Annotated in this window: 23 protein-coding genes, 1 tRNA gene and 4 pseudogenes; 14 read left to right on the top strand and 14 right to left on the bottom strand. The window is 70.5% G+C overall.

Annotated elements, in window-relative coordinates; all coding sequences use genetic code 11:
* A pseudogene (locus FPZ47_RS28495) lies at window positions 1-186 on the top strand (hypothetical protein); the annotation flags it as partial.
* Window positions 187-249: 63 nt separating this feature from the next.
* Window positions 250-591, top strand: a complete 342-nt coding sequence (locus tag FPZ47_RS20815) for a hypothetical protein (RefSeq protein ID WP_144954548.1) — start codon at window positions 250-252, stop codon at window positions 589-591.
* 59 nt (window positions 592-650) lie between these two features.
* Here FPZ47_RS20815 and FPZ47_RS20810 read toward each other — a convergent pair whose 3' ends face one another.
* Window positions 651-1256 (bottom strand): YqgE/AlgH family protein, encoded by a 606-nt coding sequence (locus FPZ47_RS20810; protein ID WP_210419954.1) that lies wholly within the window; start codon window positions 1254-1256, stop codon window positions 651-653.
* A gap of 144 nt (window positions 1257-1400) precedes the next feature.
* Here FPZ47_RS20810 and FPZ47_RS20805 point away from each other — a divergent pair, with 144 nt between their 5' ends.
* On the top strand, window positions 1401-2666 hold the full coding sequence (locus FPZ47_RS20805) for an MFS transporter (RefSeq protein WP_144954554.1): 1266 nt from the start codon (window positions 1401-1403) through the stop codon (window positions 2664-2666).
* Entirely contained in the window at window positions 2666-3439 is a 774-nt protein-coding gene (locus tag FPZ47_RS20800) for a TIGR03084 family metal-binding protein (protein WP_144954556.1), read from the top strand. The genes FPZ47_RS20805 and FPZ47_RS20800 overlap by 1 nt, the downstream gene beginning before the upstream one ends.
* Before the next feature lie 13 nt (window positions 3440-3452).
* On the opposite strand, the gene FPZ47_RS20795 is transcribed toward FPZ47_RS20800, so the two are convergent.
* Together FPZ47_RS20795 and FPZ47_RS20790 are read right to left on the bottom strand one after the other, a co-directional pair.
* On the bottom strand, window positions 3453-3770 hold the full coding sequence (locus FPZ47_RS20795) for a DUF2710 family protein (protein ID WP_144954560.1): 318 nt from the start codon (window positions 3768-3770) through the stop codon (window positions 3453-3455).
* A 37-nt stretch (window positions 3771-3807) separates the two neighbouring features.
* Window positions 3808-4899 carry a DUF5632 domain-containing protein gene (locus tag FPZ47_RS20790; protein WP_425461819.1) on the bottom strand — a complete coding sequence of 364 codons (1092 nt, stop codon included), beginning with the start codon at window positions 4897-4899 and terminating at the stop codon, window positions 3808-3810.
* 58 nt (window positions 4900-4957) lie between these two features.
* Here FPZ47_RS20790 and FPZ47_RS28490 point away from each other — a divergent pair, with 58 nt between their 5' ends.
* Window positions 4958-5101, top strand: a complete 144-nt coding sequence (locus FPZ47_RS28490; RefSeq protein ID WP_168209521.1) for a hypothetical protein — start codon at window positions 4958-4960, stop codon at window positions 5099-5101.
* Between the two features lie 25 nt (window positions 5102-5126).
* Here the strand turns inward: FPZ47_RS28490 and FPZ47_RS20785 are convergent, their stop codons facing one another.
* The 6 genes from FPZ47_RS20785 to FPZ47_RS20760 form a co-directional block, all read right to left on the bottom strand.
* Entirely contained in the window at window positions 5127-5438 is a 312-nt protein-coding gene (locus FPZ47_RS20785; protein WP_144954566.1) for a DUF2694 family protein, read from the bottom strand.
* Window positions 5435-5752, bottom strand: coding sequence for an ESX-1 secretion-associated protein (locus FPZ47_RS20780; protein WP_144954569.1), 318 nt, complete (start codon window positions 5750-5752; stop codon window positions 5435-5437). Before FPZ47_RS20780 ends, FPZ47_RS20785 begins: the two co-directional genes overlap by 4 nt.
* Before the next feature lie 70 nt (window positions 5753-5822).
* Window positions 5823-7001 carry a DUF4226 domain-containing protein gene (locus tag FPZ47_RS20775; protein WP_144954572.1) on the bottom strand — a complete coding sequence of 393 codons (1179 nt, stop codon included), beginning with the start codon at window positions 6999-7001 and terminating at the stop codon, window positions 5823-5825.
* Between the two features lie 71 nt (window positions 7002-7072).
* Window positions 7073-7435 (bottom strand): DUF4226 domain-containing protein, encoded by a 363-nt coding sequence (locus FPZ47_RS20770; protein WP_144954575.1) that lies wholly within the window; start codon window positions 7433-7435, stop codon window positions 7073-7075.
* Window positions 7436-7474: 39 nt separating this feature from the next.
* On the bottom strand, window positions 7475-8302 hold the full coding sequence (locus FPZ47_RS20765) for a C40 family peptidase (RefSeq protein ID WP_144954577.1): 828 nt from the start codon (window positions 8300-8302) through the stop codon (window positions 7475-7477).
* Entirely contained in the window at window positions 8299-9087 is a 789-nt protein-coding gene (locus FPZ47_RS20760) for a helix-turn-helix domain-containing protein (protein ID WP_144954580.1), read from the bottom strand. Before FPZ47_RS20760 ends, FPZ47_RS20765 begins: the two co-directional genes overlap by 4 nt.
* Window positions 9088-9229: 142 nt before the next feature.
* Between FPZ47_RS20760 and FPZ47_RS20755 the strand changes: the two genes are divergently transcribed.
* From FPZ47_RS20755 to FPZ47_RS20745, 4 genes and pseudogenes are all read left to right on the top strand, one after another.
* Window positions 9230-9646: a WhiB family transcriptional regulator gene (locus FPZ47_RS20755; protein WP_144954583.1), complete on the top strand. Its 417-nt coding sequence runs from the start codon at window positions 9230-9232 to the stop codon at window positions 9644-9646.
* 26 nt (window positions 9647-9672) lie between these two features.
* Window positions 9673-9941: pseudogene (locus FPZ47_RS30735) on the top strand (acyl-CoA dehydrogenase family protein); the annotation flags it as partial.
* A gap of 130 nt (window positions 9942-10071) precedes the next feature.
* Window positions 10072-10413, top strand: coding sequence for a GNAT family N-acetyltransferase (locus tag FPZ47_RS20750; protein ID WP_144954604.1), 342 nt, complete (start codon window positions 10072-10074; stop codon window positions 10411-10413).
* The gene (locus FPZ47_RS20745) at window positions 10386-10667 is read left to right on the top strand and encodes a hypothetical protein (RefSeq protein WP_144954586.1); all 282 of its coding nucleotides are present in this window, start codon (window positions 10386-10388) and stop codon (window positions 10665-10667) included. The genes FPZ47_RS20750 and FPZ47_RS20745 overlap by 28 nt, the downstream gene beginning before the upstream one ends.
* On the opposite strand, the pseudogene FPZ47_RS30730 reads toward FPZ47_RS20745, so the two are convergent.
* Together FPZ47_RS30730 and FPZ47_RS20735 are read right to left on the bottom strand one after the other, a co-directional pair.
* Window positions 10614-11028 (bottom strand): annotated as a pseudogene (locus FPZ47_RS30730) (putative alpha/beta hydrolase). The gene FPZ47_RS20745 and the pseudogene FPZ47_RS30730 overlap by 54 nt on opposite strands.
* Before the next feature lie 242 nt (window positions 11029-11270).
* On the bottom strand, window positions 11271-11648 hold the full coding sequence (locus FPZ47_RS20735; RefSeq protein ID WP_210419955.1) for a hypothetical protein: 378 nt from the start codon (window positions 11646-11648) through the stop codon (window positions 11271-11273).
* 160 nt (window positions 11649-11808) lie between these two features.
* On the opposite strand from FPZ47_RS20735, the gene FPZ47_RS20730 reads away from it, so the two are divergent.
* A complete protein-coding gene (locus FPZ47_RS20730) occupies window positions 11809-12645 on the top strand; it encodes an aminotransferase class V-fold PLP-dependent enzyme (RefSeq protein ID WP_246133509.1) in 837 nt (278 codons plus the stop codon).
* Window positions 12646-12659: 14 nt separating this feature from the next.
* On the opposite strand, the gene FPZ47_RS28480 is transcribed toward FPZ47_RS20730, so the two are convergent.
* Complete coding sequence (locus tag FPZ47_RS28480) at window positions 12660-12830, bottom strand: hypothetical protein (RefSeq protein WP_168209520.1); 171 nt, start codon at window positions 12828-12830, stop codon at window positions 12660-12662.
* Window positions 12831-12894: 64 nt separating this feature from the next.
* Between FPZ47_RS28480 and FPZ47_RS20725 the strand changes: the two genes are divergently transcribed.
* On the top strand, window positions 12895-13566 hold the full coding sequence (locus tag FPZ47_RS20725; RefSeq protein WP_246133510.1) for a TetR/AcrR family transcriptional regulator: 672 nt from the start codon (window positions 12895-12897) through the stop codon (window positions 13564-13566).
* A 21-nt stretch (window positions 13567-13587) separates the two neighbouring features.
* On the opposite strand, the gene FPZ47_RS20720 is transcribed toward FPZ47_RS20725, so the two are convergent.
* A complete protein-coding gene (locus FPZ47_RS20720; RefSeq protein WP_144954595.1) occupies window positions 13588-14439 on the bottom strand; it encodes a PE family protein in 852 nt (283 codons plus the stop codon).
* Window positions 14440-14972: 533 nt separating this feature from the next.
* Window positions 14973-15055, bottom strand: a tRNA-Leu gene (locus FPZ47_RS20715).
* A 251-nt stretch (window positions 15056-15306) separates the two neighbouring features.
* Here FPZ47_RS20715 and FPZ47_RS20710 point away from each other — a divergent pair.
* The 3 genes and pseudogenes from FPZ47_RS20710 to FPZ47_RS20700 form a co-directional block, all read left to right on the top strand.
* A complete protein-coding gene (locus FPZ47_RS20710; protein ID WP_144954598.1) occupies window positions 15307-16959 on the top strand; it encodes an FHA domain-containing protein in 1653 nt (550 codons plus the stop codon).
* Window positions 16960-17084: 125 nt separating this feature from the next.
* Entirely contained in the window at window positions 17085-17552 is a 468-nt protein-coding gene (locus tag FPZ47_RS20705; RefSeq protein ID WP_144954601.1) for an FHA domain-containing protein FhaB/FipA, read from the top strand.
* Window positions 17549-18826: pseudogene (locus FPZ47_RS20700) on the top strand (PP2C family protein-serine/threonine phosphatase); the annotation flags it as partial. The gene FPZ47_RS20705 and the pseudogene FPZ47_RS20700, both read left to right, overlap by 4 nt.
* Between the last annotated feature and the right edge of the window lie 25 nt (window positions 18827-18851).

The raw sequence follows: 18851 nt of genomic DNA, 5'->3' as shown, positions 1-18851 counted from the left end.
CCGGGCACCGCGCCCGCCCCGGCCCCGGTCGGCCTGCCCGTCCCGGCACCCGCAAGCCCGCTGGGCTTCCCCGGGCAGGCGGCCCTGTCCGGGCAGACGTCGCCCCAGCAGCCCGTCCCCGACCTGCTGGCCCTGGTACCGGGCCTGCCGCCGCTGCCGAACCTGCACCTCGGCTCGCAATACTGAGAGCCGGCGCGCCGGCCCCGCCCCTGGCGCGCGCGTGCCCGACCCGGCTCGTATTGTGGGGCCATGCTGATCGCGGGGGTTTTGTGCATGTGCGCCGCGGCGACATCCGCCGGGTTCGGGATCTGGTCGCTTTCCCGGGGTCACGCCGCCGACACCATCCGGCGGGCGCTGCGTGCGATGGCCCCCACCCAGCTGGCGGCCGCGGTGATGCTGAGCGCCGGTGGCGTCGTGGCCCTGGCCGCGTCCCCGCACACCGCCCTGGTCGTGCTGATCGTCTGCGTCGCCGGTGCCCTCGGGACGCTGGCCGCGGGCTCGTGGCAGAGCGCGCGCTTCGCGCTGAATCAGGCGGCGGCAGCCCCCGGCTGTGGCGGCGCCTGCGCGGGCTGCACGCGGTCCTGCGGCTGACGGCCGCCGCCGCGCTGCGGGCGGGTGTCCGAGCTGCGCGAGCGGCTCCGCACCGACCCTCAGTTGCGGCTGACGTCGATCGGGTGGGTGGCGAGCAGCGACAGCGGGAGCGGCTGCCGGCGCAGCACCTGGCCCCACAGGTCGGTCCGGGGCCCGACCAGGACGTCGGAGGGCAACGCGGACAGCACAATCCAGTCGTCGCGCTCGATCTCGCCTTCCAGCTGACCGATGGTCCAGCCGGAGTAGCCGGCAAAGATCCGTATCCCCTCGACCAGCGGCGCGATCATGTCCGGGTCGGCGTCCAGGTCGACCATCACCACCCGGCCGGTGACGTGACGCAGCCCCGGCACACCCTGCGGATCGGCGCCGACGCGCAGCGTCGCCAGGCACAGCGCCGCATCACGCTTGACGGGCCCACCGATGAACATCGTCTTGGGCTTGGCCACCAACTTGGCCCACCGCGGCAGCACGTTGTACACCGCCGTTTCGCTGGCCCGGTTCACCACGACGCCCAACGTGCCGCCCTCGTTGTGTTCCACGATGTAGATCACGCTGCGCCGGAACGTCGGTTCGAGGAGATTGGTGTTGGCAAGCAGCAAGGTACCCGCACGCACCCGCCGCGCGGCGCGAGCGACAAAGTCCTCGGGGTCTTCCTGCGGGGGCATCACACCATCATGGCATCCCGAGGCATCGTCGCCCGGGGTAATCGAGCGGCGCCCGCAAATATTTGTACTGTTGTCGGGAGCGGCGTCGACCGCAGCGATTGCGTCTGCCCCCACACGGAAGTCGGTTCTGTGACCCAAACCCGGATGCCCACGCGCGCACCCGTCGACATCTGGCGGTCGGTGCGCGGTTTGCCGGATTTCTGGCGGCTGCTGCAGGTGCGCATGGCGTGCCAGTTCGGGGACGGTCTCTTCCAGGCCGGGATGGCCGGAGCGCTGCTGTTCAACCCGGACCGGGCCGCCGACCCGATGGCGATCGCGCGCGCGTTCGCGGTGCTGTTCCTGCCCTACTCGCTGCTGGGCCCGTTCGCCGGGGCGCTGATGGACCGGTGGGATCGGCGCCTGGTGATCGTCGGCGCCAACGCCGGCCGGCTGGTCCTGATCGCCGCGATCGGCACGATCCTCGCCGTGCGGGCCGGCGACATGGCGCTGCTGATCGCGGCGTTGTTCGCCAACGGTTTGGCGCGGTTCGTCGCGTCGGGCCTGTCGGCGTCGCTGCCGCACGTGGTGCCGCGCGACCAGGTGGTGACCATGAACGCGGTCGCCGCCGCGTCGGGTGCCGCCGCGGCGTTCCTGGGTGCCAATTTCATGCTGGTGCCCCGCTTGCTGATGGGCGCCGGCGACGACGGAGCCTCGGCGATCATCTTCCTCACCGCCATCCCGGTGGCGATCGCATTGCTCCTGGCGTTGCGGTTCGGCGCGCGGGTGCTCGGCCCGGACGACACGGTGCGCGCCATCCACGGGTCGGCGCTGTACGCGGTCGGCACCGGCTGGCTGCACGGGGTGCGCACGGTCGTGCGCTACCCGACGGTGGCCGGCACCTTGTCCGGGCTGGCCGCGCACCGGATGGCGGTCGGCATCAACTCGCTGCTGATCCTGTTGCTGGTCCGCCATCTGACCGGCCCGGACGCCGGGGGACTGGGCACCGCGCTGCTCTTCTTCGCGGCCACGGGCCTCGGGGCGTTCCTGGCCAACCTGCTGACGCCGGTCGCGGTGCGCCGGTGGGGCCGCTATGGGACGGCGAACGGCGCGTTGGCCGCCGCCGCGCTGATCCAGACCGCCGGCGCCGGGCTGCGGATTCCGGTCATGGTGGTGTGCGGCCTCCTGCTCGGCGTGGCCGGGCAGGTGGTCAAGCTGTGCGCCGACTCCGCGATGCAGATCGACGTCGACGACGCGTTGCGCGGACACGTGTTCGCCGTGCAGGACGCGCTGTTCTGGGTGGCGTTCATCGTCGCCATCACCGTGGCCGCGGCGTTGATCCCGGCCGACGGGCACGCGCCCGCGTTCGCGCTGTTCGGGTCGGCTCTGTACCTGGGCGGGCTGCTCGCACACAGCGTCGTGGGCAGGCGCTGATGGCCGGGCCCGCGCCGGTGGTGGCCGACCTGCGCGCCGAAAGCGACGACCTCGACGCCCTGGTGGCGGGGCTTGCGCAGGACCAGTGGGCCCTCCCGACACCCGCGCCGGGCTGGACCATCGCTCACCAGATCGCGCACCTCCTGTGGACGGACCGGGTCGCGCTGAGCGCGGTCGCCGACGCGGCGGCGTTCGCCGCGGCGCTGGAGGCCGCCGCGGCCGACCCGACCGGCTTCGTCGACGCCGGCGCCGCAGAGCTGGCGGCCCTGCCGCCGCCGGTCTTGCTCGCCGACTGGCGGGTCAATCGCGCGCGGCTGCACGAGGCGCTGCTGGCGGTGCCCGATGGGCGCAAGGTGCCCTGGTTCGGCCCACCGATGAGCGCGGCGTCGATGGCCACGGCCCGGCTGATGGAGACCTGGGCGCACGGCCTCGATGTGGCCGACGCCCTCGGCGTCACCCGGACCGCCACGCCACGACTGCGGTCGATCGCCCACCTCGGGGTGCGCACCCGCGACTACGCCTTCTCCGTCCACAACCTGGCCGCCCCGGCCGGGCCGTTCCTCGTCGAGCTGCGGGGACCCGGCGGCGACACCTGGTCATGGGGGCCGCCCGATGCCGCCCAGCGGGTCACCGGTTCGGCCCTGGACTTCTGCTTCCTGGTCACGCAGCGGCGCCCGCTGGGCGAACTCGACATCACCGCCGAGGGGGCCGACGCGCGGCGCTGGCTGGAGATCGCCCAGGCCTTCGCCGGCCCGCCCGGCGCCGGCCGGTAGGCGGCCGGCGCCGTCACTGCAGGGGACCGCCGTAGGTGGCCTCATTCTGGGTCTCGGCCTCTTCGCGCAGCGCGGCGATCGCCAGGTTCAACCGGTCCGCCAGCTCCCCGTGGGTGTAGCCGGTCATCACCCCCGGGTGCAGCGTCAGCCGCAGCAACCTGCCGTCGGAGTTCGCGACGGCGTGGACGTCGCCGAGGTCGACGCTGTAGGTGACGGTCCCGGCCTGGGCCACCAGCGCTTCCCACTTGTCGGCCGCCTCGCTCAGATCGCGGAGCACAGCGTCGACCAGATCCTTGTCGCTCAGGTTCGCGCGACCGCCCGATCCCGACACGCTGCCAGTATCCTTCGGTGCTCCGACCAGCGTCAATTCACGATCCGGGGTTCACGCAGCCGGGTGGTGCGTCGAGTTCCCGGAACCAGGCCAGGTGGTAGTTCGCCGAGATCGCATCCCCGGTGACGGCGGCCTCGGTCGCGGCCAGCAGCAGACAGTTGAGCAGCAAGCCGGGCTCCGCGCCGGGATGCCGCGCCGGCAGCTGGTGCAGCGCGGTGTCGAGGTGCACCCGCAGCAGGTCCACCTCGTCGTCGACGACGCGGGCCCCGTCGGCCGCCGCCGCGGCCAAGGAGTACACGAGCCGGGACAGGCCGCCGCGCCCCCGCGTCGCGTCGCTCAGCACCCGCGCCCCGTCGGAAACCGGGGGCAGTTCGCGGGGCCGCGCCGAGGAGGTCGTCGGGGCGAAGTCGTCCGGCCAGCCCAGGCGGTCCCCGGGAGCGTAGGTCGCGGCGCGCGTCGTGTCGCCGACCAGGCCGGTGATCGTGCCGGTGCGCCGTGCGGGGGGCAGCAGTCGCACGCCGGCCGGCAGCGCGATGCGCGGCGGTATCCACCCGTGGGCGAGGTCGGTGGCCAGGACCGTGCCGCCCCCGGCGCGGTCGCCGACGGCCCAGTTCAGCCGTGGCGCCTGACGGGCCGCGAAGGTGAGCAGGCGCCGCAATCGCTGGCCGGCGGACTCGGCGCCGACGGCCTCGGTGACCTCGGTTGCCGGTGCGGGCACGGCGGTCGGAGCGTGCCCCCGGCCCGTCGGCACGTCACCTCTGAGCGCGTGCAACTGGCGGATCGTCGACTCGACCCGCTGCACGGCGAGGGCGCGGGCCTCGTCGACGATGCGGGCCTCCTCTTCCTGCCGTACCGACTCCACCAGCCCCGCACGCTGCAACCTCCTCAGCACGTCGTTGGCGCTCTCCACGATTCGCTGCAAATCGGTCTTCAAATACTCTGCGAGCGTGGCGTTTTCGGCGGTGGCCGGCGACAGCAAGGCAGGCCAGAGCCCACTCGTCACCCACGGGGTGCAATCAACCGGAGAACTGAAGGCCGGAATCGCCAACGATTCTCGGGTCGCCCTCCGGAGGCGCCGGCGCGCCGTTATCCGACCGATCACCACCGGCTTAGCGTAGCGGCATCTCACGCATGCTTTGTGCAGTCGGTGAATTGTGCGGGAGCACAGGCCTGGGTAGCGTGCAGGCATGGCCGAATCTGCGCTGCAGCAGCAACTCGACGAGGTGCGCGCACTGCTCGCGCGGGCGCGGGAGTTGTTCGGCCCCAACCCAACCGAGCCACCAACCGATATCGCACCGGACCCCGGTGCGGTCACGACGTGGCTGGGCTAGCTTCGTTCGGGCACCGCCGGCGCGGCTACTTCGCCCCGTCGCGGCGCCGCAGGTGGTGCGCCAGCAGCTTTTCGATCGCCGCATCGAGGTCGTAGGGGGTCGGCACCTCCGCCGACGGCGTGTGTCCGGCGGCCAGGATCTCCTCGCGCACCTCCAGCAGCGCCTTCAGGTGCGACACGTCGGCCGTCAACAGGATGCCCCGGGTCAGTGTCTCGGCGTCGGTCTCCATCGCCTCGTCGCTCAGGGTGACGCTGTGCATGTAGCCGCCGCGGCAGGACCGGACGAGGATGTGCCCGCTGGGATGGACGGTGTCGAAGGCGGGATTGGGGTCGGTCATCGACCGCCGTCGACGATGCCGCCGAATTCGTTGGCCGCATCCTGCTCGTGCTTTTCCCACCTGCTCGCCGACACCCGCAGCTTGTCGGCCATATCGGCGTGGTCGGCGGCCTGCTGTTCGTAGCACCGGCGCCTGAGCTCGAGCAGTTCGCGCCCGGCGTCGCGGAGGTCGCCGAAGATCGGGCCCAGCGAGTCCAGGCTCTCCTGGATCGCGGCATGCGAGGACGGAACGGTGCGCAAGTAGTCGGCGGCGTCCTGATGCTGCGCGGCGGCCTGCCGCAGCCGCGCGGGCTCCGCGTGGATCGAATCGGCCATCCGCTGTCTCCTGTTCATGCGACGCCGGTGGTGCCGGCGAGTTCACTGTTGGCAGTGGTCGTGTCGGCGGTCAGGTGGCCGCCGGCCGGGTCGGGGCCGGCGCGGCCGGCCGGGTCGGGACCGGCGCCGCGGTCGTCTCCGCCGGTGGGTGCTCCCAGCCTAGAAAGCCCGGCCCGCTCACGGTGGCGATGTGCTGAATCTGCCCGTCCAGAAGGGCCTTGTCCGGCCCGAGGGCCAGCGCGTGACGGTCGGCGAGCATGCCGATATCGCCCGGGGTGACGTCGCGCGGGTCGATCGGATCGGCGACCGCCGTTCCCGGCGCCGGGAGGGTGATGCCCTGGCGCTGAAACGCCTCGGCGATCGGGGTTCCGGTGACCGCGGCCGTGATGGCCGCGGCCAGCCGCGGGCTGGCTGCGGTCACCACCTCGCCGTCGGGCAGGGTGACCGGCGTCGGGCCCGGCGCCGGTGCCGGTGGGGTGTCCACTGCATCGCGGCCCTCGGCGTCGTGCGCCGGGGAAGCGGCGCCGTCACCCGGGTCCGGCTCGCCGGGGCCCGCCGGCGCGTCGTCGTCGAGGTCCCGCAGCACCGGGTCGGGCTCGCCGTCTCGTGCATCGCGCGCCGGCAGGGCCCAGTCGGCCGGCGCACCCGGGGCCGCGCCCAGTCCGGGTGGTGGTCCGGCGCCGAAGGCCGGGAACTGCGGGATCGCCGGGGCCGCCACGGGCGGCGCGGCCGCGACGCCCTCCGCCGCGGCGGGGTCGTCGGCCGGCAGCGCGTCCAGCAGCGGGTCCCAATCGGCGTCGAGGTCGTCCGACGCGTCGGACGCAGGCGGGTCGTCGCCGGTACCCGCGGCGCGTCCGGCGGCACCGTACAGCGATGTCCAGGCCGCCATCAGCGCGGATTTCGACGTGTCGTCGAGGCTCGCGTCCATCACGACCGCCCGGATGTCTCTGAGCTTGCCGATGAGGAACTGCTGGAAGTCACGTGCGCCCGCCGGGGTGTCGAGGTCGGATCGCGTGCGCACCGCGGCTTCGGTCTCCTGCTGCAACCCGGTCAACGCCTCTCGGCCCTCGACGGTGGTCAGGTGTGCGTTCAGGATCGCCGAGACAACCTGCATGTCGAGCTGTGAGCTTGCCGAATTCTGCTGGGCCAGAGCCGCTTCGGCGTCCGCTATGGCGTCGGCAGCCGCTCCCGACGTGGGCACCTGCGGTGTTGCGTCCGGGTGCGGGCGGCGTCGTCGTGACCCCTCCATGACGGGCGACAGTACCGAGCCGGGAGTGCGTCGACAACTCACCGGGGCGCGGTTGTGGACGAACGGTCCTGCTAGCCGTTCGGTCCGGCGTACTGTGACCGCAGGCCTTCCAGCACAGCCCTTTTCGCGCGGCTGAGCTCGTGCGCGTCGGCGACGACCGCCCTGATCTCACGCAGCTTGGCGACCAGGAAGTTGTGCAACTCGCGCGCACCCAGGGGGGTATCGGCGGCCAGCGCCGCCCGGTCGAGGACGGCGCGGTCGACCTCCTCGGCTATGGCGTCGAGCCGCCGGATGCTCTCCCGTGTCGCGGCATGGGCGCCGGCCAGCACCTCCGCCAGGACACGATCGGCGTCGGCCGCGGCACCGTGCCGGCTCGCCAGCGCGGACTGGCGTGCGCGATGCGCGGCCACCGAAGGCCCGGCTTGCTCGGTCATCGGTTCAACCCCTTCGTCGGATAGCGGCCCGGTGGCTCGTCATAGCGGGCGCCGAATCGCAACGTTGCCGCCGAGCCGGCTGATCCGCACCGCGGCCCCCGGGTAGGGCGCCTCGACGACCAGGCCGTTGCCGATCGCCAACTGCACGTGACCGGGATGCGGAAAGACCAGGTCGCCCGGGCGGACCTGCGCATGCGGCACCGGGACACCGTCGTGGATCTGCTGATACGTGGTGCGGTCCAGGTGAACACCGGCGCGCGCGTAGCACCACTGGACCAGCCCGGAACAGTCGAACCGGTCAGGACCGGCCGCGCCCCAGACATACGGCCGTCCCAGCCGCGACAACGCGGCCCGCACCGCGCGGCCGGCGCGATCGTTCGGGGACAGACCCGGCGCCGTCGACCCGCGATGGTGCACGAGCCGGTAGCGCAGGGCCCGCAGCGCCGCGGCGTGCCACCGGGACCGCGACCGGGCCGCCAGCACGTGCGCCCGTTGGGCGCGCAACCGTGCCGCCCGGCGGCGCAGCGCCTCACGCTGTGCCATCGGCGTCGTCGAGGGCGCCGCGGCATCGGCGCGGGCCTCGTCCACGACGCTCTTGGTGAGCGCCCGGGCCCGCGCCCGGTCCCGGTGAGCTTCGGCGACGACGCGGCCGGCCTGGGTATCCGTGCGGGCGGCCGCTACAAGCTGTTGCCGGCCCTGATCGGCGGCGAGCTGGTACGCGCGTTGTCCTGCAACGCCATTCGGTGCCGCCGGGTGCCGCGGCGCACCGCGGCCGGGCGGGGGGCCCGCGTCCCACGCCGGGGCCTCGGTGTGGCCGGCGAACAGTCGATGCGCCCGGCCGAGCACCGCGAGTTCGCTCTCGATCATGGACCCCCCTCGCCGTTGTCCCGGTCCGTCGCGCCGCGGGCCGCCGATTCGACCGCCTCGGTGAAGGCGCGGACGCGGGGGAGGGCCCCCGGCGGGATGGCGCCCCTGTTGCGGATGTCCCACATGTCCTCGGTGTCGACGCCCAGCAGAGCCGCGATGATCGTCTCCGGCAGCGACGACCGCGCGCAGGCACGGTCGAAGCGGGCGCCCAGGCTGTTGGGCATTCGGTCCAGCAAGGCCGCGCGCGTGGCCTCGAGCGCCCGCAGGTGCTCCATGAGCCGGCCCGTCGAGTCCGCCCCGGCGTTCACCGCCACCCGCCAGGAACCGGCGGCCAGCAGCTCCGCCTTCACGCATTGCGCGATCACAGAGAGAATATACGTCTCGTATTCGTTTGATGTCGTCGCGGGCAGGCGTTCGATGACCGATCTGAGGGCGTCGAGCTGCGCTTCGGCGTAGCCCTCCAGCACGTCGGTGTCGCTGTGGCGGTCGACCACCACGGCTCCGGTCCGCCGTGCGGCCGCCGCGCCGGGGGGCTGCGTTGCCATCACCCGGGCCAGCTCGGCATCGGGATCGGCGGCCACCAACAACCGCGAATAGGTGCCCGGCGGCAGCCCGAGCCCGTTTTCAACCTTCTGAACGGTGCTTTTGTGCGGCTTGCGGGCCCCGCGCTCCAAGAAGCTCAGCCCCATGACGCTGACGCCGGTGGCCGCGGCGAGCTCGGCTAGCGAGAGGTCGCGGGATTCGCGCAACGCGCGGATGGCCGCGCCGGCCGATTCACGGCTCACCACACGCTCCGGCCATAGGGCGGATAGTACACAGACCGTCGGACGCCTCATCGGATATACGTTTTTGTCACGTTTCTCTTGCGCGATGGCCCGATCGGCGTATACGCTTCTGCCTACGTTTCAGCCTCGGAAGGAGACCGGCATGGGACATCCCTGCGCAACCAACCCGGAACTGTGGTTCGGCTATCCCGACGACGACGGTGCCGACGGCGCGGCAAAGGCGCGGGCTTACGAGGCATCGGCCACCGCGGCGCGAATCCAGTGCCTGCGCCGGTGCCCGCTGGCGCAACAACGCCTGTGCGCCCAGCACGCCATCGCACACCGGGAGGAGTACGGCGTCTGGGCCGGCGTCAAACTACCCGGCGGTCAGTACCGCAAGCGCGAACAGCTCGCCCGCGCCCACGACATGCTGCGGCGCATCGCGAGCGGGGAGATCAATTCACGTCAGCTGCCCGACAACGCGGCCCTGCTGGCCCGGCACGAGCACGATGCCATGCCGGCGGCCGCGGTGGTGCTGCACCTGCCGATCGCACAGGCCGGGCCGCGCTCGGCCGCCTGAAAGCCGTCGAGACCCGATGGCGCACCGTGGCGTTCGACCTGACACCGACGGCAGCGCAACACGACCTGATCCGGCCGGTTGCGTTCCACTACGACCAGCGCCGGGAATACCCCCGACCCGTGCCCGAGAAGGCGGCCCAGTGCGGCTTCTACGGCGCGCTGTGCCACCGCGACCTGATCGGCGAGCCGACCGGGTTGTCGCTACCGATGTTCATGCCGGAACTGTTCCGGGGCAGCGCCGCGGATACGGGCTGGCGATCGTCCTGCCGGCGCTCGCCCTGTCGGCCAGTGGGCGCCCGCCGAGGACGAGCGCGGCCCCCGGGCGCGCCCATCCAGACGGTGGGCGGCTGGGGTTACATCACCGAGCGGCACGTGAGCGGGTACGGTCGCGATTGTCCCGAATACGGTTATCCCACGGGAGATGAGATGCCTGTCGACAAGACCGGCGCGCACGCCGCGATCAGCACCGGGGATGGCCTGTACACGATTGCCGTCGCCGGCCGGGTCGTCGGCCACGCCTCGTACGCCGACCGGGGCGATCAGCGGGTGTTCGACCACACGGAGATCCATCCCGAATTCGGTGGGCGTGGTTTGGCGACCCTTCTGGTGGAGGAGGCGCTCAACGATGCCCGCGACGCGGGCAAGCGCATCGTCCCGGTGTGCTCGATGATCGGCACGGTGCTGCACAAGCATGCCGAATTCGACGACATCACCGATCCGGTCACCGAGGACATCCTGCAGTGGCTGCGGACCCCATCGAGCAGTTGAAGTCGCCTATCGTCGACATCGTCGAGTGGTTCTGCCGTCGGGTTTCCTATTGCCAACCTTGGGTAACCAATCCGGTAAAAATCCTGTTGCGCGGCAAGCGCTTTGGCCATCTGGTCCACGACGGCGCGGTTGGTGACCCGGCCGACGGCGGCCAGTTCGCTGATCTGCTGCGCGGACGGCCCCGGAGCAGCGTCGGCGTCCTACCCGCCGATGGCGGCGGGATCGTATCCGTCGATGCGGAGGCTGTTCAGTGATTTCTGCAAGCCGCCCGCATAGCCGCCGCGGACTGCCCGCAGGTTCTCCAAGGCTGCTTTCGTGTCAACGATGGCGTCGTCCTCGCAGGCGGCGGTGAAGGCGTCGAGTTCGGCGCGGGCCGTCGCGGCCAGGCCGGGGTCCTGCTCGTCCGCCGGGGCTTGCCCGATCACGGCGTCGAGGTTCTGCAACCGACTTTTCAGGGGCGCGATCTCACCGCTCGCGGCGCGCTGGGCGAGTCCAAGCCGCGTCGAAGTGGCTGCGGGCGTTGGCGAACGCGGCGTCGGCTTCGGTGGTGCAACGACCCGCCGCGTGAAAGGCCTCCGCGATCAACGCGGGCGTGCTTATGTGGCGGAGCTGCACCGCAGCACTTGTCGGCCCGAGGCGTTCCGCATGTCCACGTTGGGCAGCCCTCCGCAACTGCGCCGGGTCGCGCCGGACGAAGGTTGCGGGCAAGGCTACTGACGGTCCGACGACAGTCAATTCACCCGAGACCCGCCGCAGAAGGACGACGCTGTCGCCCGCGACGAGCGCGTGCCGCAGGGCGACAGCGTCACCAGAGATCCGCCCGGGGGAGAGGCGCGCAAGCGCCCGTAGCGATGCGCTTACGGGGCTGGGGGAGTCCCGACGCAGACGCCGCCGGCGCACGCTCCGGCGCCACCGGGCCCGGCCGACGCCCCGGCGCCCGGGACGCCCGCACTCGCCCCGCCGGGCCCGGCCCCGGCGCCCGCGCCGCCCGGCGCGTTCGTGGTGACCCCACCCGGTCCGGCGCCTCCGCCCGGTCCTCCCGGCTCGGCGGGCGGCTGGGCCGGGGTGGTCGGGGTGGTGCTGGGCGGGGTGACCGTCGTCGTGACGGTCGTGGTCGACGGCTTGTTCTCGTGTCCGCTCGAACCGCACGCCGCGATCAGCGAACTCAGCCCGACGGCCGCCGTCAGCGCTGCGGCCACGGCGAAACGGCGGGCGATCCGATTCTCGATCATCATGATTACCCAATCTGTGGAGGGGAGAGGCGATCTCCTTAGGGCATCTACCCACTCGGGCGCGATGTCAAGCGCGATCCTCGCAGAAGATTCTTCCGTTTCGGAACCCACCGGACGCGAAAAGGGGGGACCGGAGCCGCGCCGGCGGCGGTCGGGAGCTCTGGTGGGTGTGGATGCGTCCGGGGTGATGTCGGGCAGCAGCGTCTCCTCGGTCGTCGGCCTGGTCGCCGCCTCGATACCCGACGGCAGTCGGGTGGCCACGGTCGGCGGTGAATTCACCAGCGTCACTTTCCCGTTCGCCGCTCAAGGCGCACGCGACATAACCGTCACCGAGTTGCCGCGCGGCCGGTTCGAGGCCGCTGCGGGGGATTTCGACGTCGTCGCCGCCAGCCTCGTGCAGTCCTCCGACGGCAGCGTGCTCGACGTCGATGTGTTGCGTCGCAGCGTCGCCGAGTCCGCGACCATCACGGTGCTCGACGCGTCGCAGGGCTTGGGCTGGATGGACATCGAAATTCCGTGGGCGGACGTCGTGGTCGCGGCCGGGTACAAGTGGTTGCTCGGGGCGCGCGGCGTCGCATGGGCATCGTTGAGCCGGCGGATGTCCGAGGCGCTGGTCCCGCACGCCGCCAATCCCTACGCGAGCAATGACCTGTGGTCATCGCTGTATGGTCTGCCGCTGCGTCTGGCCGGCGACGCCCGCCGGTTCGACGCATCCCCGGCATGGCTGAGCGTCCTCGCCGCCGGGCGTGCGCTGCCCTGGCTGGCGGCGCTGGACCGCACGGCCGTCGAGGCCCACGTCCTCGGTCTGGCGAGTCGGCTCCGCGATGAGCTCGGATTGGCACCGGCCGCATCGCCGATCGTCGCGATTCCGACGTCGCGCACGATCGATGCGCCGCACAGGGCGGGCATCCGGGCCTCCGGGCGCGCGGGCGCGGTCCGCGTCGGATTCGACCTCTACAACACGCAGTCGGATCTCGAGCTACTCCTCGAGGCGCTGTAAGCGGGTGGGGGCCGCTAGGCCGTGGTCGCGGAAACCGTCACGACGACACCGGCCAACAGCAGCGCATCGGCAGTTGCAGCGTCGACGACGAACTCGGAGCCCCTGGAATAGCTGACCGATCCGTCCGAGGTTTGAAAGTCCCGGACGAATTTGATCGTCACCTGAGCGTCGGGCGACCGCGTCACGGCCACCACAATACATCGGTATTGGACGTGAGTATTACAGTTGGGGGATTCGTAAAGTGTTGGGGTGACATCAGCACCACCGGGGCCGGACGAAGCCGATCCCGCGCTCTCGCCGAGCATGACGCGGATCCGGGCCGCGGCACTTGAGCTTTTCGCGGCGCAGGGCACGGCCGCCACCTCGCTGCGCGCGATCGCGGCCGCAGCGGAGGTTTCCCTGGGGTTGGTGCAACATTATTTCGCCACCAAAGCCGAGCTCATCAGCGCCGTGGACGCCCACGTCCTCGACGTGGTCGGCGCGGTCATGGCGCAGCCAATCCCCGCTCCGCCCACAGACGCGGTCGCCGAGCTCGGACGCAGGGTGACCGCCCTGCTCGCCGAACAGCCCGCCGTCGTGGACTACGTTGTCGACGCCTTGGTCAGCGGGCGGGCGCTGGGAACAGTGGTTTTCGACACGTTGGCCACCCTCGGCGCCGATCGGTGGAACGAACTCAGCGACCTCGAACAGACCCGGCCCGATCTCGACCGGCTATGGGCGCCGCTGCACCCGCTGGTCCTGGTTCTGGGCACCCTGATCCTGCGTCCCCACCTCGACCGTCACCTTCCGCAACCGTTCAGCACGCCCGCCCAGATGCACCGCTGGGAGGAGTCGGTCAACGCGCTCCTTCGCGAAGGACATCTGCGGGCCACTGGCCCTGGCGGCGCTTCGGCCGAAAGTCCTGGCGGCACAGGCCTTTAAAAGCTCCCTGGTCGTCCTCGACTAGTCGCTGACATGCAGCGGGCCGACGCCGATGAGGTGGTCGCCGACCAGGCCGATGCCCATGTTGTAGTTGCCGGTGTTGAAAAGGCCCTGGTTGAACGTGCCGTGGTTGCCGACACCGAGCAGGCTCAACAACGGTGCCGGCAGGCCCTGGTTGTTCACCCCGACATTGCCGATACCGACGTTGTTGATCCCGTTGTTGAACATGCCCAGGCTCCCGAACTGCGTCAGCGGATTGGCCGGGGTGAAATTGGGGCTGACGTTGCCGATGCCGATGTTGACGCTGCCGCTGTTGAAGAAGCCGATGTTGTCCAGACCGGTGTTCGCCACGCCTATCCCACCGAACAAGCTGATCGGATTGGTCGGGGTGAAATTGGGGCTGACGTTGCCGATGCCGAAATTCAAGGTGCCGCTGTTGAAGAAGCCCACGTTGCCCTGACCGACATTGCCGTACCCGTAGTTGGCCAGCGTGGTCTGGGCGGCTGTGGCGACGTTGCCCAGCCCACCGGTCGTCCCGGGCGCGTTGATCGCACCCAGCAGGCCTTGCTCCAAACTCTGCAACGGCAGAGCATTGGCGGCCTCGGCCGCCGAATACGTCTGGCCGGCGCCGATCAGTGTCTGGACGAACTGGGCGTGAAAATCTTCAACGAGCTTGCTGACCTGCTGATATGTCTCGGCGTGTGAGGAGAACAACGACGCCGCCGCTACCGACACCTCGTCGGAGGCCGCTGCCAGCGTGGCGGTAGTCGGGGCTGCAGCCGCGGTGTTGGCGGCACGGATCGCCGAACCTATGCCCTCCAAGTCTGATGCCGCATTCTGGACGAACTCCGGCAGCGCGAATAGAAATGACATGTCAGCCCTCCTGACAGCTTGCGAGTGCACGAATCACCGTACAGGCCACATTGCTGATCGGTGTAAAGGCCTTCATCTGAACTGACAATCGGGGGTGAGTGTTTGCGCCTAGGTGTTTCCTAAGCAGTGGCCATGCGACAGCTATGGAAACCCATTCCGCCGGTGCGTTGCACTTTCCTCCGCAGGTGCTGGGAAATGCTGTGGCATTACTGGGGCGGGTCATGGAGAGTTTCACACGTGTGCCCCGCGGGGCTGATTACCGTCCCGGACGGCTTCCCCAGCTCAGCAACGATCCGCGGCGCCCGCAGATGTCGTCGGCGTTCCTACACGACCCGGAGCGGCCCGGTCGACATCCGGTCGAGATGCTCGTTCGCCCGTGGAACAAGGGACCGCAACCACCAAGGTCCTGGTGATCCGTCCCGGCGACCGTTCGAACAAAGCCTCACCCAAACCTAGCCTCACGCAAACATAAAGGTCACGACCTCAATCGAGTTCGTGACCTCAATGCCTGCGGCTCGCAGAACCGCTCAAAGTGGGCGAAGGGGGACTTGAACCCCCACGTCCCGAAGGACACTGGCACCTGAAGCCAGCGCGTCTGCCATTCCGCCACTCGCCCCGAAAAACAACCGCTGGAACATACCACTGTAACGGCCACGGACCCAACTGGCTTCCAGCGGTCGGGACGGCCCGCCGGAGCACCAGCCCCCTGCAACCGCAGTGAGCTGGGCAGATGCAATATTCTCAGAGTTTCCGAGGTGCCACATCGTCGTGCTGTACCGATACCATGCTGGGGTGACGCGACACGCGGGCGAGTCGTTTGCCGTGCACCGGCCGAGCGCTCGGACATGCGCGGGTGAGTGCTGAGGCATGAGTAGCCGCCGGAGCTTGGTGCAGCGGATTGAGCGCAAGCTCGAGGCAACCGTCGGTGACGCGTTCGCCCGGGTGTTCGGCGGACCGATCGTTCCGCAAGAGGTGGAAGCCCTGCTGCGCCGTGAGGCCGACGACGGCGTCCGGCCGCTGCAGGGGAATCTCCTTTTGGCGCCCAACGAATACATCATTACCCTCGGTGTGCACGACTTCGAGAACCTGGGCGCCGATCCGGGCCTTACCTCGAGCGCTTTCGTGCGGTACTTGGCCGACTACATCCGTGAACAGGGGTGGCAAACGTATGGTGAGGTGGTCGTCCGGTTCGAGCAGCAGCCGAACCTGCACACCGGCCAGTTCCGCGCACGCGGTGCTGTCAACCCCGATGCCAAGCCCCGCCCGACGGTCGACGATCCGCTCCGGCCACAATCGAACCACGCGTTCGGCGCAGAACGAGGAGTAGCAGCAATGACTGACAATTCGAGCTACCGCGGGGATCAGGGGCCGGGACGGCCCGGCGAGGAGTACTACGACGACCGGTACGGGCGTCCGCAAGACGATTCGCAGGGTGGCGCGGACCGTCCCGGTGGGCCGGATCCCCGGGGGGGAAACCGGCCCGAGCAGGGCGGCTACCCGCCGCAGGGCGGATACGTGCCGCCCCGCCCCCCTGACCAGGGCGGCTATCCCGACCAGGGCGGCCACCAAGACCATCAGCGCGGCGGGTACCCGGAGCAGGGCGGCTACCCGGACCAGCGCGGTTACCCGGACCAACGCGGTTACCAGGATCAGGGCGGATACCCGCAGTCCTATGAACAGCGCCCTCCCGGCTACGGCGGACAGGGCTACGACCAGGGTTACCGCCAGGGCGGCTACGGTCCGCCCGGCGGCGGTCAGCCCGGCGGCGGTCAGCAGGGCTATGGCGGCGGCTACAGCGATTACGGCGACTACGGTCGCGGCCCGGGCCGCCCGGACGAGGGCGGCTACGCCTCCCCACAGGCCCCCCAGCAACCGCGGCCGGCCTACCCCGACCAGGGCGGCGGGTACGACCAGGGCTACCAGCAGGGCGGCCAGGCATACGGGCGCCCCGACTACGGCCAGAGCGACCACACGCAGTACGCCGAAAGCGTCCCGGGCGGGGGATACGCCCCCCAGGGCCCCCAGGGCGCCGGGTACACCGAGACCGCGCACCGCGATTACGGCCAGCAGCCCGAATACGGCCAGCCCGAATACGCTCAGGCCGGCGACTACGGCCAGCAGCCCGAATACGGCCAGCCCGAATACGGCCAGGGCGGCGACTACGGCCAATACGGTGACTACGGTCAGCAGCCGGGCGGCTATGGCGGTTATGGGCAGGGCTACGGGTCCCCCGGGACCGCCGTGACCCTGCAGCTCGACGACGGCAGTGGCCGGACCTACCAGCTGCGCGAAGGCGCCAACATCGTGGGTCGCGGACAGGACGCCCAGTTCCGCCTTCCGGACACCGGCGTGTCGCGGCGTCACCTGGAAATTCGCTGGGACGGGCAGGTCGCGCTGCTCTCCGACCTCAATTCCACCAACGGCACCACCGTGAACAACGCGCCGGTGCAGGAATGGCAACTGGCCGACGGCGATGTGATCCGGCTAGGCCACTCGGAGATCATCGTTCGCATGCACTGACGCCACCGGGCTCACCGCCGCCGCGCTTCGCCCCGCCACGACCACCGTCCAAGTATCGTGACGTTGCTGATGTGCTCGGTGTCACGGGTGCCGCGAGTACCAAGCGAGGACGGAAAGGACGCCAGATGCAGGGACTGGTACTGCAGCTGACGCGTGCCGGGTTTTTGACGTTGTTGTGGGTGTTCATCTGGTCCGTACTGCGGATACTGCGGACCGACATCTACGCCCCGACCGGTGCTGTCATGGTACGCCGCGGCCTGGCGCTGCGGGGCACGCTGCTGCCGTCACGGCAACGCCGGGACGCCGCCCGCTATCTGGTGGTGACCGAAGGCGCGCTGGCGGGCGCGCGGATCACGCTCAGCGGCCAGGCGGTGTTGATCGGACGCGCGGACGACTCGACTCTGGTGCTGACCGACGACTACGCCTCGACCCGGCATGCCCGGCTCTCCCAGCGCGGCACAGAGTGGTACGTCGAGGATCTAGGATCGACCAACGGCACTTACCTTGACAGGGCAAAGGTGACGACTGCGGTACGAGTACCCACAGGAACGCCGATCCGGATCGGCAAAACGGCGATCGAGTTGCGCCCGTGACGCTTGTTCTGCGATACGCCGCCCACAGTGATCGCGGCCTGGTACGCGCGAACAACGAAGACTCCGTCTACGCCGGCGCGCGGCTCCTTGCCCTGGCCGACGGGATGGGCGGCCACGCCGCCGGCGAGGTCGCTTCCCAGTTGGTGATTGCGGCGCTGGCCCCTCTCGACGACGACGAACCCGGCGGCGATCTGCTCGCCAAACTCGACGCCGCGGTGCGCGCCGGCAACGCCGCCATCGCCGCGCAGGTCGAGATGGAGCCCGAACTCGAGGGCATGGGCACCACGCTGACCGCAATCCTGTTCGCGGGCAACCGCATTGGGTTGGTGCACGTCGGCGACTCCCGCGGCTACCTGTTGCGCGACGGCGAGCTGACCCAGATCACCAAGGACGACACCTTCGTCCAAACCCTGGTCGACGAGGGGCGCATCACCCGCGAGGAGGCGCACAGCCACCCGCAACGGTCGTTGATCATGCGGGCGCTGACCGGGCACGAGGTCGAGCCGACCCTGACCATGCGCGAAGCGCGCGCCGGCGATCGCTACCTGCTCTGCTCGGACGGGTTGTCCGACCCGGTCAGCGACGAGACCATCCAGGAAGCGCTGCAGATCCCCGACGTCGCCGAGGCTGCCTACCGCCTCATCGAGCTGGCACTGCGCGGCGGCGGCCCCGACAACGTCACCGTAGTCGTCGCCGACGTCGTCGACTACGACTACGGCCAGACCCAGCCGATCCTTGCCGGCGCGGTGTCCGGCGAAGATGACCAACTGACGCTGCCCAACACCTCCGCCGGCCGCGCCTCCGCCATCGGACGGCGCAAAGAAGCCGCCAAACGCGTTGCGCCGCAAGCCGAAACCCTGGCCCGGCCGCGCTGGTCGCGGCGGCGGACGGCGGTCGTCATCACGCTGGTGGTGCTCGTGGCGCTCGCGGGCCTGGCCATCGGCCGGGCAATCATCCGCAGCAACTACTACGTCGCCGAATACAACGGCATGGTGTCAATCGTGCGCGGGGTCCAAGGCTCGCTGCTGGGCATCTCGCTGCACGAGCCCTACCTGATCGGGTGCCTCAACGCCCGCAACGAACTATCGCTCGTCAGCTTCAGCCAGAGCCGCGGCACCCTCGACTGCCACCTGATCCAGCTGCAGGATCTGCGCCCGCCCGAACGCGCCCAGGTCCAGGCCGGGCTTCCCTCCGGGACCCTCGACGACGCCATCGCACAGCTGCGCGAATTGTCGTCCAACTCGCTGCTGCCACCCTGCCCGCCGCCCCGCGCAGTGCCAGCTCGATGAGGCGGTAGGC

Source organism: Mycobacterium helveticum (assembly GCF_007714205.1).
Lineage (GTDB): Bacteria > Actinomycetota > Actinomycetes > Mycobacteriales > Mycobacteriaceae > Mycobacterium > Mycobacterium helveticum.
The sequence above is the reverse complement of the archived record's forward strand: the minus strand, read 5'-3'. Positions and strand labels throughout refer to the sequence as shown.

What these genes read in the sequence shown, in the direction of transcription:
- FPZ47_RS20815 (WP_144954548.1), top strand. Translation starts at nt 250, where the DNA reads ATGCTGATCGCGGGGGTTTTGTGCATGTGCGCCGCGGCGACATCCGCC.
- FPZ47_RS20810 (WP_210419954.1), bottom strand. Translation starts at nt 1,256, where the DNA reads ATGCCCCCGCAGGAAGACCCCGAGGACTTTGTCGCTCGCGCCGCGCGG.
- FPZ47_RS20805 (WP_144954554.1), top strand. Translation starts at nt 1,401, where the DNA reads ATGCCCACGCGCGCACCCGTCGACATCTGGCGGTCGGTGCGCGGTTTG.
- FPZ47_RS20800 (WP_144954556.1), top strand. Translation starts at nt 2,666, where the DNA reads ATGGCCGGGCCCGCGCCGGTGGTGGCCGACCTGCGCGCCGAAAGCGAC.
- FPZ47_RS28490 (WP_168209521.1), top strand. Translation starts at nt 4,958, where the DNA reads ATGGCCGAATCTGCGCTGCAGCAGCAACTCGACGAGGTGCGCGCACTG.
- FPZ47_RS20785 (WP_144954566.1), bottom strand. Translation starts at nt 5,438, where the DNA reads ATGACCGACCCCAATCCCGCCTTCGACACCGTCCATCCCAGCGGGCAC.
- FPZ47_RS20780 (WP_144954569.1), bottom strand. Translation starts at nt 5,752, where the DNA reads ATGGCCGATTCGATCCACGCGGAGCCCGCGCGGCTGCGGCAGGCCGCC.
- FPZ47_RS20775 (WP_144954572.1), bottom strand. Translation starts at nt 7,001, where the DNA reads ATGGAGGGGTCACGACGACGCCGCCCGCACCCGGACGCAACACCGCAG.
- FPZ47_RS20770 (WP_144954575.1), bottom strand. Translation starts at nt 7,435, where the DNA reads ATGACCGAGCAAGCCGGGCCTTCGGTGGCCGCGCATCGCGCACGCCAG.
- FPZ47_RS20765 (WP_144954577.1), bottom strand. Translation starts at nt 8,302, where the DNA reads ATGATCGAGAGCGAACTCGCGGTGCTCGGCCGGGCGCATCGACTGTTC.
- FPZ47_RS20755 (WP_144954583.1), top strand. Translation starts at nt 9,230, where the DNA reads ATGGGACATCCCTGCGCAACCAACCCGGAACTGTGGTTCGGCTATCCC.
- FPZ47_RS20750 (WP_144954604.1), top strand. Translation starts at nt 10,072, where the DNA reads ATGCCTGTCGACAAGACCGGCGCGCACGCCGCGATCAGCACCGGGGAT.
- FPZ47_RS20735 (WP_210419955.1), bottom strand. Translation starts at nt 11,648, where the DNA reads ATGATGATCGAGAATCGGATCGCCCGCCGTTTCGCCGTGGCCGCAGCG.
- FPZ47_RS20720 (WP_144954595.1), bottom strand. Translation starts at nt 14,439, where the DNA reads ATGTCATTTCTATTCGCGCTGCCGGAGTTCGTCCAGAATGCGGCATCA.
- FPZ47_RS20710 (WP_144954598.1), top strand. Translation starts at nt 15,307, where the DNA reads ATGAGTAGCCGCCGGAGCTTGGTGCAGCGGATTGAGCGCAAGCTCGAG.
- FPZ47_RS20705 (WP_144954601.1), top strand. Translation starts at nt 17,085, where the DNA reads ATGCAGGGACTGGTACTGCAGCTGACGCGTGCCGGGTTTTTGACGTTG.